Genomic DNA, 16,222 nt, shown 5'->3' with positions numbered 1-16,222 from the left:
CTGCGCCGGCATTCAGCCGAGCCTTGCCAGCACCTCGGCCGCGGCCTTCAGATCCGGTGTGTCCCTGCCTTCGGTGAAACTGTCGTAGACCGGCCGCAGCAGCGCCTTCGCATCTCCGGCGCGCTCGCGACCGGCCCAGTGGGTGGCGAGGTCCGTGGCGGTGCGGATTTCCCAGGCTTTGGCGCCCTGTATGCGGGCGAGTTGCAGTGATTGGGTGAAATAGTCCTCGGCCGACATGTTGCTGAGTTCGGGAGCCGACAGCAGGATGGCGCCGCGCAGGCGCAGGAGTTCGGGCAGGTAGGAAGTATAGCCCTTCTCCTCGATCCCCTGGCTGGTTTCCTCGGCAAGCGACCAGGCTTCGGCAAAGCCGCCGCTTTCGGCAAGCGCCGTGGCGATGACGATGTTGAAGCGGATGGAGAAGAGCTCGAAGCGGGCGGCGTGGAGTTTCTCGAGGTGGCGCTGCAAGGTGGCGACACCGGTTTCGACATCACCGCGGCGTATGGAAAGCTCGGCCTTGAAGGCGTTGCCCATATGGAGATAGGGGCCGGTCGAATGGGTTTCGGCACGCGCGACGAACCAGTCCAGATGTTCTTCGGCGAGATCGAGATCGCCGACCCAGAGAAGCGCTGCCACTGCATTGATGACGATTGCGAAAGCGACGGGATGGCGCATGGCTTCCGCTTCCCCGACGGCCTCGTCGATCGCGTCGCGCATCTGTGCCGTATGACCCTGCAGCCAGAGGGCCGTGACCCAGCCGATGCCGGCCCAGCTGTAATGGTCGAAGCCGTAATGAATCTGGCGGCTGGCAGGCGGATTGTCGGGTTCTAGAACGGTTTCCAACTCCACTCGCGCGTTGGCCAGCCCTCCCATGACGCAGAGCGAGACGCCCATCAGCGTGTGGGAAAGTGCGGTTGCCGCCGGGTCTCCAAGCGTCGCTGCAATTTCGGCACAGCGTTTTGCCTGGAGCAGGCATTGCCTCTGTTCGCCGCTGCGCAGGTGATAGAAATAGATGGGTCCGATGAGGCGCACGGCATTGAGATAATCGCCGCGCATCTGTGCGATCTCGAAGCTTCTGTTCAATGCGGCAACGGTGGCTTCATGGTGGCCGCGCGTGAACATCATGGAGACGCCGAGCGAGGCCTGCAACTGCATTTCCTCGCTGCCGCCACGCGTCGTCTCGTCCAGCGCCTGCAGCGCGCGTTCGGTCCAGCGGTGGCATTCCGGCAGCAGCCCCATGGCGCGCGAAACGGGGGCGGCCGCAGCGGCAAGGCCGATGCCGATCTGCCTGTCGCCGGTGTCGCCGAAGCACCAGTCGAGAGCGGCGCGCACATTGTTGATCGCTGCAAAATGCGGGGCGCGCTCGTTGGCGGTCGACAATGTCGACCATTCGCTGCCGTTCTGTTCCAGCCAGCGGCGGAAATAGGCGGCATGACGGCCGGAGAGCTCCGTCCATTCGGCCGTATCGGTGCAGAGGTCGATCGCATAGGCGCGGGTGGTGTCCAGCAGCCGGTAACGCATCATGGCGCCGAGCGGGCGGGCGGCCACCATGGATTTTTCCACCAGGCTGTCGATTGCGGCAAAGACGGCAGCGCGGTCGAGCGTGTCGTTCGTGACCACCTCAAGAGCGGCATCCAGCGTGAAATGGCCGACGAAGACGGCGAGCCGCCTCAGCACCGCGCGCTCGAGATCCGAGAGCAGGCTGTAGCTCCAGTCGAGCGTGGCCTGCAACGTCTGCTGGCGCGGCGGCGCCGTCCGCAGGCCATGCCACAGAAGCGTCAGGCGCTGGTCGAGAAGGGCTGCCGTCTGTTCCAGCCCATAGGCCTCGACACGGCGGGCGGCGAGCTCGATTGCGAGCGCCACGCCATCGAGCTTGCGGCAGATATCGCTGACAATGGCGGCTTCCGCATCGCTGACATCGAGATGCGCGCCGTTTGCCATGGCGCGCTCGATGAAGAGTTGCGTTGCCGGAAACTGCTCGATCGCGCTGACGGAAAAGCCGGGGGTCTCCGGCGGATAGGCCAGTGCGTCCAGCCGGTAGATACGCTCGCCCTCGATGCGCAATGCCTCGCGGCTGGTGGCGAGTACGTGCACTTCGGGCGCGGCCTCCAGGATGGTCTCGACCAGGGCGGCGATCGCCTCGACGAGGTGTTCGCAGGTATCGAGCACCAGCAGGAAGCGCTTGTCTCTCAGGAAACGGATCAGATCCGGCGTCGGGTCCTCGGCCTGCACCGACAAGCCCAGCATGGAAGCGATGGTGGTGGCCGCCAGTCCGGGATCTGTGATCACGCTGAAATCGACGAAGAGCACATGGCCGGCGAAATCCTCCGCCACCTGATGGGCGGCTGATATCGCGACCGTCGTCTTGCCGACGCCGCCGGGGCCGACGATGGTGACGAAACGGGAATCCGTCAGCTGTGCCGCGAGCTTCATCACGTCAACGTCGCGGCCGATCATCCGGCCAAGGCGCGGGGGTAGATTGGCATGCGGAAAATGCGGTGTGGCAGCGGATGGGCCGTTCCGTTCTGCAGGCGCCAGCGAAACGGGCGCTACGAAGCAATAGCCGCGCCCGGGAACCGTCGTGATGTAGCGCGCTCCGGCCTGGCCGTCGCCGAGCGCCTTGCGCAGGCCGGTCATGTGGAAGCGCAGGCTGCCTTCCTCGACCAGGGCATCGGGCCAGACCTGCGCCATCAGGTCCTTCTTGGAGATGATCTCGTTGGGGGCGGTCACGAGTGCGATGAGGATGTCGAGCGCGCGTCCGCCGAGCTCTATGGGAGCGCCGTCTTTCGTCAGCAGCCGTTCGCTGACGGCCAGCCGGAACGGGCCGAAGCGAAATCCGCCGATATCCTCGTCCACCCCATTCGCCACGGCGTTTCTTCCCCGCCAGCCCCTGTGCGGGGCGGACTTTAGAGCAAGTATCTGGCCTGCGCCATACGGCAATCGCCTTGTTTCGCCCTCGCGGTCCCGAGCTTTGCGACCTCTGATAAGTGCTTGCGCAATGAGTGCCCGTTTAGCGGATCTCCGCGTGCGGCTTGCAAGAGCTAACAGCCTCTAACAAGCCCTAACGGGCTATGCGCCGCCTTCTCCCGTAGGTTCCTGCCAGCACAAAAGTGCCGGAACATTCCCGAATTCAAGGAGATCGCCATGCATACCGATGTCGAAGAGATCGATCAGGACCGCCGCATGCTGCTGGGCGCTGCAACGCTTGGACTTGCCGCCGCCGGTACGATGGCGCTGATGCCGTCAGCTCTGGCAGCTGCGGCCGACCCCGAGGCCATCCGTCCCTTCCATGTGAAGTTCAAGGACGAGCAGCTGAAGGATCTGCACCGGCGCGTTGCCGCAACCCGCTGGCCGGACCGTGAGACAGTCTCCGACGATACGCAGGGTGTGCGGCTCGATACGATCCAGAAAGTCGCCAAATACTGGCGGGCGCATGACTGGCGCAAGGTCGAGGCACGGCTGAACTCCTTCCCGCAGTTCATGACCGAGATCGACGGGCTGGACATTCACTTCATCCATGTGAAGTCCAAGCATGAAAAGGCGCTGCCCATCATCATCACGCATGGCTGGCCGGGTTCGATCATCGAGCAGATGAAGATCATCAAGCCGCTGACCGACCCTACCGCCTTCGGTGGCACCGAGGCCGATGCCTTCCACGTCGTCATTCCCTCGCTGCCGGGCTACGGCTTCTCGGGCAAGCCGAAGGAAGCGGGCTGGAACCCGCCACGCATCGCCAAGGCCTGGGCCGTGCTGATGCAGCGCCTCGGTTATACCAAATATGTCGCCCAGGGCGGCGACTGGGGCAATGCGGTGACCGAGCTCATGGCGGTGCAGGAGCCTGCCGGCCTTATCGGCATCCATACCAACATGGCAGCCACCGTGCCTGCCGACATCGCCAAGCTGCTGTCAGCAGGGGCGCCGGCGCCGGCCGATCTCACGGCCGATGAAAAACGCGCCTATGAACAGCTCGACGATTTCTACAAGAACGGGCTCGGTTACGCGATCGAGATGAACAACCGGCCGCAGACGCTTTACGGCATCGTGGATTCGCCTGTTGGCCTCGCCTCGTGGATGCTTGACCACGACATCCGGAGCTACCGAATGATCGCCCGATCCTTCAACGGAGAAAAGGAAGGCCTGACGCCTGACGATGTCCTCGACAATGTCACGCTTTACTGGCTGACCAACACGGCGATCTCGTCTGCGCGGCTCTATTGGGACAATGCGCATTTCCCCTCCGGCGGCTTCTTCGATCCGCGCGGCATCAAGATCCCGGTCGCCATCAGCGCCTTCCCGGACGAGATCTACCAGGCGCCGCAGAGCTGGGCGGAAAAGGCCTATCCGAAGCTCATCCACTACAACAGGCCGGCCAAGGGCGGGCATTTCGCCGCCTGGGAACAGCCGGAGCTGTTTACCGAGGAGCTGCGCGCCTCCTTCAAGTCGCTGCGCGATCAGATCTGAGGGGGAGCCCGCGGCGCGGCAGTCCGCGCCGCTTTTCCCTGAAAGCCAACCCTGTTTTCCCAAAGGAAAGAGATCATGAGCGATAACCAGATCGTCGATTCCAGCTTTAGCGCCATCATCAATGCGCCGATCGAGAAGATCGATATTCCTCGATGGTGCTTCACGCTGCCGGAGAAGGAATACCAGTCCTGCTCGCCCGCCCATATCGCCGCCGGCTTTACGACGGCGCCCGACGGCACGCGCATGTCGATCAATGTCGAGACGATCGGCGGCAGCCTGATGGTGCAGCATTATGTCGAAACGCTTGCCGAGAAGGATCACCTGATCCTCGATTCCGACTCCGACGTCTTCACCCCGACCGGCCGCCTCACCATCCATGTGACCTGGGAACTCAGCGTCAAGGCGATCGACGGCGGCAGGTGCGAGTTCACCAACCGGGTGCAGTCCTTCGCGACCGACGAAATGATGGCCTTCCTCGACCGGCAGGGCATTCCCTTCGAGGTGTTCCGCACGCAGCGCCAGCCGATGTCGATTGCCCACAACAAGGGCGAGACGCCGCTCTTTGCTGCCAGCATCGAGCGTTTCGCGCTGCGAAGCCAGCCATCCAAAGCGGCATGAGCCTAGGGAGAGCGGGATGATAGACCTTTCCTATGAGCGCGACATTACCGGCCTTCTGGTGGTCGATCCCTATAACGACTTCATCTCCGAAGGCGGCAAGATCTGGCCGCGCATCCAGGCCGTGGCCGAGGCCAATAACTGCGTGCCGCATATGCTCGAGGTGCTGACGGCAGCACGCGAGGCAAAGCTTCCGGTATTCTTCGCCATGCACCACCGCTATCGCGAGGGCGATTATGAAAACTGGAAATACATCGCCCCCATCCAGAAGCTCGCCTGGAACCGCCGCACATTCGAATTCGGCACCTGGGGTGGCGAGTTCAAGGCCGAATTCGTGCCGGCGTCCGGTGAAGTCGTGGCCTCGGAACATTGGTGCTCCAGCGGCTTTGCCAATACCGACCTCGACAACCAGCTCAAGCGGCGAGGCATTCACCGGCTGATCGTCATCGGCCTGATCGCCCATACCTGCATCGAGGCAACGGTCCGTTTCGCCGCCGAGCTCGGCTACGACGTGACAGTCGTCAAAGACGCCATCGCCGACTATTCCGACGAGATGATGCATGCCGCACTCGTCATCAACATGCCGAACTATGCAAGCGCCATCGTGACGACGCAACAGGTCGTCGCGGCGATCAAGGCGGCGCAGAGCACCGGGCTCGCGTGAACGGGCAGGGCGCCTTGCGCCCTTTCGGCAGTCGCAGTTTCAATCAAACTTTCAAAGGAGCAAATCCATGGATCAGCATTCGAAAGTGCTCTACACGGCCAAGACCCATACGAGTGGCGGGCGCGAAAACGGCGTTGCGCGCAGCTCCGATGGCCGCCTCGACCTGCGCCTCTCCGTGCCCGGCTCGGCGCGGATCGGCACCAACCCCGAACAGCTCTTCGCCGCCGGCTGGTCGGCCTGCTTCGAAAGCGCAATCGGCATCATTGTGCAGAAGAGGAAGATCGCATTGTCAGGCGATGTCACGATCGATGCCGAAGTCGATCTCAATCTTTCCGATGCCGGATATTTCCTGACGGCACGGCTCAATGTCGGCATTCCCGGCGTGGAGCGCGATGTGGGCCAGTCGCTGATCGAGGAGGCGCATCAGATCTGCCCCTATTCGAAGGCGACGCGCGGGAATATCGACGTGACGATCCGCCTGGTTTGATTGGGGCAGGCCTGAAGAGAGGGTGTCTTGCCAGCGGCGCCCGTTCAACTCCAAGGCCGCCTGCCACCCGAAACCTCACCGCGGCCGCCTGATCGCCCGCACCTTGCCGCTGCCGCCGCCACCTGCGTAGAAGACATCGGCCCCATCGGATTCCAGCCCGGAAACGCCGGTTCCCTCGGGCATCTCCAGCCGTTCAAGCACGTCGCCGGTCTTGGGGTCGATGCGGCGCAGGTCGCTCTTGTCGTCCTGCCAGGTGGCGTGCCAAAGCTCGCCGTCTACCCAGGTGACACCGGTGACATGGCGCTTGGATTCGATAGTGCGCAGGATCTTGCCGGTCTCCGGATCGATCTGGTGGATGCAGTTTTCGCGGTACTGGCCGACCCAGAGGCTGCCTTCGCACCAGGCCATGCCGGAATCGGCGCCTTTGCCGGGGGCAGGGATGGTCGCGATCACCGCGCCGGTCTCGGGATCGATCTTGCGGATCTTGTCCTCGGCGATCTGGAAGATGTAGCGCCCGTCAAAGGCGGTGCCGGCATGGGCGGCGACATCGATCGCACGCAGCTCGGCGCCGCTCTCAGGGTCCAATGCCCGCAGGTTTTCTCCCGCCGCAAACCAGACCTTGCTGCCGTCATAGGTGACGCCGCCGATGTTGCGCGTGCCCTCGAAGGGTCCGTATTCCCTGATGATCTCTGCCTGTGATGTCTTCATGGCGCTCCATCCCCTTTCTCGCCGGCTCTTTGCCCGGTGCAATTCCGGTCGCAAGACCGCGACGCACTCTTGCCGGAACTACTTTTAGTCGCTGGGCAGCGGACCCGGGAGTAACAATGTTGTCGGGAAGCCGACGACCGGCGGCATCATCCAGCGCCGCGCCCTGCCATTGCCGAAATACTGCACCTTGCCGGCGTCCTGCAGCGCTTCCAGCGCCCGCTGCACCGTGCGTGGGCTCAGGCTCAGCGCAATTGCCAGAGCCGTGCTCGACCAGGATTCTCCATCGGCGAGAAGCGCCAGCAGCGAGGCGTGCTCCTCCTCGACCGGCGGGGCGAACACGACGACTTTGCGCCCGTCCTGCGGCAGCAGCATGAAGCCGTGGCTCGTCGCCTTGACCTCGGCAAGATCGGCAAGTGCTGCGCGCAGCCGGCCGATCTCGACGCGCAGCCGCGCCCGGTGGGATTCATCGGCGTGACGGGCGCGGAAGGCGCGGGCGAGAAGAACCGAGCGCAGGACATCTGACGGTGCGGCCTCGGCGAGCGTGCGGGCGAGCGCAAACAGCACAGGGCGGCTTGCGAGCGGCACGATCGCGCTGCCGGCGCGCACCACGTTGCGGCAGGCATCGATGACGAGCGTATCGGAGGCAAGCAGCGCTTCGACCTCCTGAAGCTGCAACAGGCGCTGCGTGCCGCCATCGATCAGGCGGGCGGCCGGCGCCTCCAGGGCTTTTGCGACTTCTCCCACCTCGACGACAAGTGCCGGTATGCCGGCTTTTTGCGCCGCGTCTGCCGCCTGGGCCAGCGCCTGGCGCGCAGGCTCCGTGCGCAGCCGGCGGATTGCGACACCGGCGACGGCAAGTTCATGGCCGGCGCGGGCAGCCGGCGGCAGCGGCGAGGGGTCGAGATCGGCGAGCAGCTTTTCGGCAGCATCGAGATGGCCGATCAGAAGGAGGCGGCGGATCTGCAGGTTGCGGGCGTGGGCCGCGTTGACGCGGTCGCCGCGTCTTTCGAGCGTGAGGCGCGCACCTTCCAGCGCCTTTTCCGGCCAGGCGAGATCGCGCGAGACCAGAGCGATTTCGGCTTCGGCCACGATGCAGCGGGCGCGCGCCACGGCCTCGCGCGGGCCGAAGGCATGGGCAGCGCCCTTCAGCAGTGCCTTGGCGCGGGCGAGATCGCCGAGCTGGGCCATGGCGATGCCCCGAAGGGCGAGCGCCGGCGGGTCGTCGCGCAGCGCCACGCGCTTCATCGCCCCCAGTGCATCGCCCACCGCCAGCGCCTGTGCGGCGGCTGTAATCAGCGAGTCCATCGGAATCCCGTCACACTTGTAACTCCCACCCCTCGGGCAACAAGACCTAGTTTATTCCCCATCGGCAGGCAACGGCCCGCCGTCGGATACGTTTCAACGCAATGAGAGGAGAATAACCATGATGATGCACAAGACCGGAACACGGGCGGAATGGCTGCAGGCCCGAATTGCGCTCCTGGAACAGGAAAAGGAACTGACACGCCGCAGTGACGAGATCGCCGCAAAGCGCCAGGAACTGCCCTGGGTGAAGATCGACAAGGAATACAAGCTGGAGACCGAAGCCGGCATCGTGCCGCTTGCTGACCTCTTCAAAGGCCGCTCGCAACTGCTCGTCTATCACTTCATGTTCGGCCCAGATTACACGGCCGGCTGCCCGTCCTGCTCGTCGATCGCCGATGGCTTCAACGGCGTCACCGTTCACCTCGAAAACCACGATGTCGCCTTCAGCGCCGTTTCCCGCGCGCCGCTCGACAAGCTTCTCGAGTTCAAGAAGCGCATGGGCTGGACCTTCGACTGGGCCTCGTCATCAACAAGCGATTTCAACCGCGACTTCAATGTCTGGTTCACGCCGGAGGAACAACAGAGCGGCGGCATCGAATATAACTTCCGCCGCGAACCGCCGATCCCGGCCGTGCTGCAGCAACAGAAGCCAGGTGGTGAGCAAAGCCCGGACGACCTCATCTCCTCGATGACCGGCACCGATATAAACACCTTCGCCCGTGAGCGGCCGGGCCTCAGCGCCTTCGTAATGCAGGGCGGCGATATCTACCATACCTATTCCTCCTATGCCCGAGGGGTGGATGGCGTGTGGGCCATGTACCAGTGGCTCGATCGCGCGCCACTGGGCCGCAACGAGGAAGGCGTCTGGTGGCGCCACCACGACCGCTACGAGGCAGCGTAATGCGCCCGTCAGTCTCCACAGGAGCCGGCAATTCCGCCGGCTCCATCCTGTTATCCGGCATTGCGCGCGGGCTAACTTTTGCGGCGGCGCCGACATTTGCCGTCATGGCCGCACTTTCGGCAAGCGAGCCGGCGGCCGACATGATCTGCTCGATGGCTGGCATGCCGATGGATGGATCACCGCTCTTCAGCGGCATGGTGCCGATGTATCTGCTGATGGGACTGTTTCATGTCGGGCCCTGGCTCAGATGGATGGGCGGCGAGGGACGTTTGCGCCGCTCGTGAGACGGCACGAATTCGGTTTCCTTTACGGAAACCAGGACATAACGGCGTCTCGCTCTCAGGATGTCCAGGATCTCCCCGATCGAGTTCTCTGCGACGGTGGCTGCAGGCTCGCTTTTTAATGGCGTTTTTTCAAAAGCTTGAGCGCCGCCAAGGCTGTCGAACCTGTTCCTGCTGTTTGGTCAAGGAGACAGGGTGTATATTAGTCGATCGTAATTTGCGGCAAGGAACAGCAAGATGCGCGGGCTCGTGGCAAGCGTGTTCATCTATCTGATCGTTCTTACGAGTTCCCATGCTGGTCCGCTTCACGACGCGGTCAGCAAGGGCGACCTGGCTGCGATCGCGGCAGCCCTTGATGCGGGGGCTGACATCGAGGAGCAGGACAAGGGAGCCACTCCGCTATTTCTAGCCGTTCGCAGCGATCATCCGCAGGCAGCAGAATTACTGATCGAGCGCGGGGCGAATGTGAACCACGAGTCGGCGATTGGCCTGCCGATCACCGGTGCCGTCCTCAAGGGCTCCCCCGACCTCATCCGGATACTATTGGCGCACGGTGCCGATCCCAATGCGGCAGCGAGGGGCGAGCGCATGCTGCATTTCGCAGTCGCGAGCGGGTGTCTGGACTGCGTCAAGCTCCTGGTTGAAGCCGGTGCCGACGTCAACGCCATATGGGTCCGTGGCGATCCCGCGCGCCTGCCAAGCATCATCACTGCCTATCACCTTGCAAGGCACGACGATCATGCCGATATCGCCGACTACCTGTTGGCCCACGGCGTCATCATAAAGAAGCCCGAGCCGATTTCCGCAAAGCTGGCAAATGGCGACCCGGCGAAGGGTGCAACATTCTTCGCATCCAATTGCGCCGGCTGTCATGTCAAACGTCCGCAGGACGTACCCAATAAAGGGCCGAACCTGTGGAACGTGGTGGGACGGGACAAGGCCTCGACGAAATTCCCAGGCTACTCGCGAACCCTGTCGGACTGGGAAGGGCCATGGACCTACGAGGACCTCAATATCTTCATCGCAGGACCCTCTCTCACGACGCCAGGCGTGAATATGGACGTTCGCGGCGCGCCCGAAGAAGCCGATCGCGTCAACGTCATCGCTTATCTGAGAACACTCAGCGACAATCCTGTCCCGCTGCCCTGAACACTTCAAGGGCAGGTTATGACGAACCCGCACAATTCCCAATCGCGCCAACGTGATGGAACACGGTCAGCTATCCTGACGTTTCCGCCTCGCTGTCTCCCGGCAGCATGCCCACCCTGACACCCCTTCCGACGGCATCCGGAATTGCCCGCTCGCCGCCGCTTTCGGACGGAGGAAATACATATGTCCGCATTGGCAAGCCTGCGCGCGCTCACCCCGCAGCAGCGCAATACCGTGATCGCCAGCTATCTCGGCTGGATGCTCGACGCCTTCGATTTCTTCATTCTCGTTTTCGTTCTCAAATATATCGCCGAGGAGTTTCATACCGACGTTCCCGCGGTGTCCGTGGCGATCTTCTTGACCCTTGCCATGCGGGCGCTCGGCGCCCTGATCTTCGGGCTTGCGGCAGACCGTTACGGGCGGCGCATTACGCTGATGGTCGATGTGATGCTCTATTCGCTCTTCGACTTCCTCACCGGTTTTTCGACCGGGCTCACCATGTTCCTGGTTTTGCGTGCCCTCTATGGCATCGCCATGGGCGGGGAATGGGGTGTCGGTGCCTCGCTCGTCATGGAGACAGTGCCGGAGGAGAGCCGCGGCATCGTGTCGGGCATTCTGCAGGCAGGTTATCCCTCCGGCTATCTGCTGGCTTCGCTGCTGTTCTTCCTGCTTTTCCCGGTGATCGGCTGGCGCGGCATGTTTTTCGTCGGCGTCGCTCCGGCGCTGCTGGTGCTTTATATCCGCCGCAACGTTCAGGAGAGCCCGGCCTTCGTGAAGCGACAGCAGCAGGGGCGCCGGCCGTTTCTCACCGTGCTGCGCGAAAACATTCCGCTCTTCATCTGGGCGGTGCTGCTGATGACCGCTTTCAACTTCTTCAGCCACGGCACGCAGGATATCTACCCGACCTTCCTCGAAAGCCAGCGCAACTATTCAAGCTATACGGTTGGCGCGATCGCCATCGTCTACAATATCGGCGCCATTCTTGGCGGGCTGTTCTTCGGCGCGCTGTCGCAACGCATCGGCCGCAAGCGGGCGATCGTCATCGCCGCACTGATTGCCGTGCCCGTCGCGCCGCTATGGGCCTATGCACCGGGGCCGGTGCTGCTCGCGCTCGGCGCCTTCCTGATGCAGTTCTTCGTCCAGGGCGCCTGGGGCATCGTGCCTGTACATCTCAACGAGCTTTCGCCAGACGAGGTACGCGGCACATTCCCCGGCTTCGCCTACCAGCTCGGCAATCTGCTGGCCTCGGGCAACGCCACGATGCAGGCGGACCTCGCCGCCCATTGGAACGGCGACTACGCTTATGCGTTGGTCATAGTGGCGGTGATCGTTGCCATCGTCGTCGCAGCGCTTTCGGGCCTGGGATACGAGAAGAAAGATGTCCGCTTCGGCACGGAGGAGGCCGAGGAGCCGCATGGCGCGATGCGAGTTTAGCGCTGCCTGTGGCTGTGAAGGCCGGCGGCCAGGGCTGCCGGCCTTTCCTTGTGAGCCACGGGCAGGCGTGCGCCAGGCGATGCCTAGTTCTGCCAGGTATTTCTGATCCCGCCCGGTTTTTCCTTTTTTAAGATCATTGTCCTACCTTTTGCCTGCGCCGGTTCTATATTGCGTACCGCCGCGAGGGTTCATGGATAGTAATTTCGCCTTCCTGCTGCCGGTCATGATGCTGATTTTCGGCTGCACCTTTCTGATCGTCGGCCGGTTCGGGTCGCGGGAAGCGAAGTTGTGGGGGCCGGGTTATCTTTTTGCGTCGGCAGCCTTCTCCGTTCCGCTTTTCGACAGCCTGCTGCAGGAGCGCGTTGCATCCGCCATCGCCGATGCGTTGTTCCTTCTCGCGTTCGTCTTCTATTCCGGCGCCATGCTCGCCCGTTTCCAACGGCCTTCCTATCTCCAGCCGCGCCTTGCCTTTGCCGGTGTGACCTACGCGGGCATGCTCTATGCGGGGCTGGTGGCCGGCAATGTTCCGGCGGAGTTTCTGCTGAACGATCTCGCCTGTGCGGCGCTGCTCGGCTTTGCCGTCACCGTCAGCCTGCGGCACATGCGCCATACGGCCGACACGCTGCTGCTTGTCGTCTCCAGCCTCGTCATTGCCGATACCATTATCCGCAATGTCATCTTCGTCTTCGTGGTACCATCCTATGGCGGCCACGGAGATTTCATCTCTTCGCAATATGCTTTCGCGATGCAGGCCTCGACATCCATCCTGGCGCTGATGTTTGCGCTTTCGGCCCTTGCTGCAACGACGGTCGACACCATTGCAATGCACCGCGATATCGCCGAGCGCGATCCGATGACCGGCATGCTGAACCGGCGCGGCTTCGACCGCATGGTGGCAGAGCGCGGCCGGGCCGCAGGCTCCGTCATCATCTGCGACATCGACAATTTCAAATGGGTCAACGATACGCTCGGCCACGGACCGGGCGACGAGGTGATCCGCGCCTTTGCTGAAATGCTGCTGGCGCGGATGCCGGAAGGCGGTTTCGCGGCGCGGTTCGGCGGCGAGGAATTCGTGATCTTCCTGCCGGCAATGCCGCTGGCCGCAGGCGCCGATTTCGCCAACCGGGTGCGGCTTGCCTTTGCGGCCGTCGACCGCAAGGCGAGCGGCTTCGACGGCAAGATTACCGCCAGCTTCGGTGTCGCCGGCGCCGATGCCGCCGATCATTCCCTCTACGAGCAGATCGCCCGCGCCGACAAGGCGCTCTATGCGGCCAAGGAAGCCGGGCGCAACAAGGTGATGGTCGAAGGCGAGCCGCCGCGCGACATGTCCAGCCCGCGGGTGGTGTCGGTCAACAGGGGCTGCTGAGCGACTGTTCCAACGATTTCAATAGATTACAAATCGTCCATGTCGGAAAATCGCCGTATTTACTACACCGTGCCGTCGCAATTGGCTGAGACCCTGTCACGATCTGGTGATGAGGAGGTGAATGGTCATGAGCCTGTCTTTTCCGACGATGGCAGCGATCCGGTTCGGTTACGGGCGACGACCGGGCGAGGCTCTGCCGCAGACGAAGGATGATCTGATCGGGCAGGTGACGCGCGGCGCGAACAGCGTGCCGGGCTTTCCCGTCGGCGGTATCGAGGCGCGGCATACGCAGATCCTCGACCTCCAGGACAGGCTGAAACAGATCCGGCAGGCCAATGGCGACGATCTCGACCGGCGGCAGCAGCGGCGGCTGTTGCAGCGCCGCGCGCAGGTGCTTTTCCAGATGGATGCCAATGCGCGATTGATGCAGGCGGTCCTTTCTCCCGATGGTTTCAACGAGCGGCTGGCCACGTTCTGGACCAATCATTTTTCCACCAGTGCCGCCAAGAGCCTGCCGATGCGGCTGATCGTGCCGCTCTACGAGGCAGAGGCGATCCGGCCCTATATGGGGGCCAGGTTTTCGACGCTGTTGCGTAGCGCCACCGAGCATCCTTCGATGCTGATCTATCTCGATCAGGCGCAGTCGCTGGGGCCGGAATCCAAGGGCGGCATGCGGCGCAACAAGGGGCTGAACGAAAATCTCGGCCGCGAGCTTCTGGAGTTGCACACGCTCGGTGCCGGCAGCGGCTATACGCAGGCCGACGTTCGCTCTGCAGCCATGGTGCTGACGGGGCTCACTGTCGACCAGCAGGCGATGGAGACAGCTTTCCGGCCGCAGATATCCGAGCCCGGCGAACATCAGGTGCTCGGTGTCAGCTATGGCGGGGTCAAGCGCTCGCGCAAGGATTACCTTGCCATGCTCGACGATCTCGCGGTCCATCCGAAGACGGCTGCGCATATCAGCCGCAAGCTCGCAGTGCATTTCATCTCCGACCAGCCGCCGGAGGAGATGATCCAGGTCATGAGCGACGCGTGGAAGAAGACGGATGGGGATCTGGCTGCCGTCTACCGCGCCATGCTCGACCATCCGGCCGCGTGGCGAGATGAAGGCGCCAAGGCGCGCCAGCCTTTCGATTATATCGTCACCGGCTTGCGGGCGCTGAATAGCGGTTCTGGCGCGGGCGATGTCGCGGCCTTCATGCAGGCCTATCAGCAGGACGATGATGACAATGACGAGATGATGGCGATGCCGAAGAAGGATGCAGCGCCCGCTGCCGACGGGCAGGCGATGATGCAGGCGCCGCCGAGCTCCGAGGATGAGGCACGTATCAAGCGGCGCAAGGCCTTCCAGATGGCGCGTGCGCTCGGGCAGGGCGCTCTGCGCCGCATGGGCCAGCCGACATGGCTGCCGCCAAGCCCGGCCGGCTTCGAGGAGAGTTTTTCCGCCTGGATCACCGCGAGCCAGCTGTCCGAGCGTCTGTCCTGGGCGCGGCGCGCCAGTGCCCAGTTCGGCAAGGATGTCGATCCGCGCGACTTCCTGAAGGCAACACTTGCCGATGCCGCCCGCGACGAGACGATCCGCGTCGTCTCGCAAGCGCCGAACAGGGTGAGCGGACTGACGCTGGTTCTCGCGTCCCCCGAATTCAATCGTCGATAGGAGCCCGTCATGACAGAGTTTATGCTTTCACGCCGTGGTTTTCTGACATCGGCTTGCTGCCTTGCCGCAGCCCCCATTTTTACACCGGTGACCTTCGCGGCGATGCCGGGCGACAAGCGCTTCGTGACGATCGTGTTGCGCGGGGCGATGGACGGGCTCGATCTGGTGCAGCCCTATGGCGATGCCGGCTTTGCGGCCCTGCGGCCAACGCTGTCGCTGACGCCGGACAAGGGGCTTCTCGATCTCGACGGTCATTTCGGGCTCAATCCGGCGGCGGCCGACCTGATGCCGCTGTGGAAGAGCAAGGAGCTTGCCTTCGTGTATGCTGTTTCCACGCCCTATCGCGACCAGCGCAGCCATTTCGACGGGCAGGACATGCTGGAATCCGGCGGCGAGCATGTAGCCGAGGAAAAGACCGGCTGGCTCAATCGGGCGCTTGCCGTGATCCCGCGTTCGGATGCGCGCAAGGCGATCGACGTCAATACCTCGACGGAGCTGATCCTGACCGGGCCGAACAATGTCGATGTCTGGGCCTCGGATTCCAATCTCGGGCCGGCCAGGGACGAAATGCAGTTCCTCATGCGGCTCTATGCCGGCGATCCGGCTTTCGCAAAAGCAATGGATGAAGCGATGCGCGCCAACAGCGCTTCCATTATGGCGGAACCATCAGCCCAGCGCGGCGAGAAGATCACCGATGTGGCTGTTCTTGCCGGCAATATGCTGAAGGGCGACTACCGCATCGCCAGCTTCTCGATTACCGGCTGGGATACGCATATCGGCCAGCTTAACCAGTTCAAGCGGCCGGTGCAGGATCTGGCGCAGGCGATCACGACGCTGAAAGCCACGATGGGGCCGGATCTGTGGTCGAAGACGGTCGTGCTCGCCATGACCGAGTTCGGCCGCACGGTGCGTGAGAATGGTTCCGGCGGAACGGATCACGGTACGGGAGGCTGCGCGGTACTGGCGGGCGGGGCGATCGATGGTGGGCGCATACTCGGCAAGTGGCCGGGGCTTGGGGACGCTGCACTGCTCGACGATCGCGACCTGATGCCGACGGCAGATGTGCGCGAGCTGGCGGCGGCGATGCTCTACCGACAGTTCGATGTGTCGGCTGACGATCTGACCGGGAAGATTTTTCCAGGGTTGAGTTTCGACAAGGGATCACAGTTCCTGCGGGTTTGAGGCGAGGACTTTCCC

At 63.2% G+C, this 16,222-nt stretch carries 14 protein-coding genes; 11 read left to right on the top strand and 3 right to left on the bottom strand.

The window, feature by feature from the left end; translation table 11 throughout:
- Positions 1–12 precede the first annotated feature (12 nt).
- A complete protein-coding gene (locus FHT93_RS03690) occupies positions 13–2,865 on the bottom strand; it encodes a winged helix-turn-helix domain-containing protein (RefSeq protein ID WP_183846126.1) in 2,853 nt (950 codons plus the stop codon).
- Between the two features lie 315 nt (positions 2,866–3,180).
- Here FHT93_RS03690 and FHT93_RS03685 point away from each other — a divergent pair, with 315 nt between their 5' ends.
- The 4 genes from FHT93_RS03685 (at position 3,181) to FHT93_RS03670 (ending at position 6,224) form a co-directional block, all read left to right on the top strand.
- Positions 3,181–4,458 (top strand): epoxide hydrolase family protein, encoded by a 1,278-nt coding sequence (locus FHT93_RS03685; RefSeq protein WP_183847502.1) that lies wholly within the window; start codon positions 3,181–3,183, stop codon positions 4,456–4,458.
- 75 nt (positions 4,459–4,533) lie between these two features.
- Positions 4,534–5,076 carry a hypothetical protein gene (locus FHT93_RS03680; RefSeq protein ID WP_113147452.1) on the top strand — a complete coding sequence of 181 codons (543 nt, stop codon included), beginning with the start codon at positions 4,534–4,536 and terminating at the stop codon, positions 5,074–5,076.
- A gap of 16 nt (positions 5,077–5,092) precedes the next feature.
- Entirely contained in the window at positions 5,093–5,737 is a 645-nt protein-coding gene (locus FHT93_RS03675; RefSeq protein ID WP_113015669.1) for an isochorismatase family cysteine hydrolase, read from the top strand.
- Between the two features lie 67 nt (positions 5,738–5,804).
- The gene (locus tag FHT93_RS03670) at positions 5,805–6,224 is read left to right on the top strand and encodes an organic hydroperoxide resistance protein (protein WP_112547597.1); all 420 of its coding nucleotides are present in this window, start codon (positions 5,805–5,807) and stop codon (positions 6,222–6,224) included.
- A 75-nt stretch (positions 6,225–6,299) separates the two neighbouring features.
- On the opposite strand, the gene FHT93_RS03665 is transcribed toward FHT93_RS03670, so the two are convergent.
- Positions 6,300–6,932, bottom strand: a complete 633-nt coding sequence (locus FHT93_RS03665; protein ID WP_113015670.1) for a PQQ-binding-like beta-propeller repeat protein — start codon at positions 6,930–6,932, stop codon at positions 6,300–6,302.
- A gap of 84 nt (positions 6,933–7,016) precedes the next feature.
- Complete coding sequence (locus tag FHT93_RS03660) at positions 7,017–8,237, bottom strand: helix-turn-helix domain-containing protein (protein ID WP_183846125.1); 1,221 nt, start codon at positions 8,235–8,237, stop codon at positions 7,017–7,019.
- 118 nt (positions 8,238–8,355) lie between these two features.
- On the opposite strand from FHT93_RS03660, the gene FHT93_RS03655 reads away from it, so the two are divergent.
- From FHT93_RS03655 to FHT93_RS03625, 7 genes are all read left to right on the top strand, one after another.
- Positions 8,356–9,138: a thioredoxin family protein gene (locus tag FHT93_RS03655; protein ID WP_183846124.1), complete on the top strand. Its 783-nt coding sequence runs from the start codon at positions 8,356–8,358 to the stop codon at positions 9,136–9,138.
- The gene (locus FHT93_RS03650; RefSeq protein WP_113209278.1) at positions 9,138–9,422 is read left to right on the top strand and encodes a hypothetical protein; all 285 of its coding nucleotides are present in this window, start codon (positions 9,138–9,140) and stop codon (positions 9,420–9,422) included. Before FHT93_RS03655 ends, FHT93_RS03650 begins: the two co-directional genes overlap by 1 nt.
- Positions 9,423–9,656: 234 nt before the next feature.
- The gene (locus FHT93_RS03645; RefSeq protein WP_183846123.1) at positions 9,657–10,568 is read left to right on the top strand and encodes an ankyrin repeat domain-containing protein; all 912 of its coding nucleotides are present in this window, start codon (positions 9,657–9,659) and stop codon (positions 10,566–10,568) included.
- 183 nt (positions 10,569–10,751) lie between these two features.
- The gene (locus tag FHT93_RS03640) at positions 10,752–12,002 is read left to right on the top strand and encodes an MFS transporter (protein ID WP_113015674.1); all 1,251 of its coding nucleotides are present in this window, start codon (positions 10,752–10,754) and stop codon (positions 12,000–12,002) included.
- Positions 12,003–12,192: 190 nt separating this feature from the next.
- Complete coding sequence (locus tag FHT93_RS03635) at positions 12,193–13,368, top strand: GGDEF domain-containing protein (protein WP_183846122.1); 1,176 nt, start codon at positions 12,193–12,195, stop codon at positions 13,366–13,368.
- Between the two features lie 127 nt (positions 13,369–13,495).
- Entirely contained in the window at positions 13,496–15,025 is a 1,530-nt protein-coding gene (locus FHT93_RS03630) for a DUF1800 domain-containing protein (RefSeq protein ID WP_183846121.1), read from the top strand.
- Between the two features lie 9 nt (positions 15,026–15,034).
- On the top strand, positions 15,035–16,207 hold the full coding sequence (locus FHT93_RS03625) for a DUF1501 domain-containing protein (RefSeq protein ID WP_183846120.1): 1,173 nt from the start codon (positions 15,035–15,037) through the stop codon (positions 16,205–16,207).
- Positions 16,208–16,222: the final 15 nt, after the last annotated feature.

This window comes from Rhizobium sp. BK379, assembly GCF_014193955.1.
In the GTDB taxonomy this organism is placed as follows: Bacteria; Pseudomonadota; Alphaproteobacteria; order Rhizobiales; family Rhizobiaceae; genus Rhizobium.
Note: the sequence above shows the minus strand (reverse complement) of the source record. Positions and strands in the feature narration are given on the sequence as shown.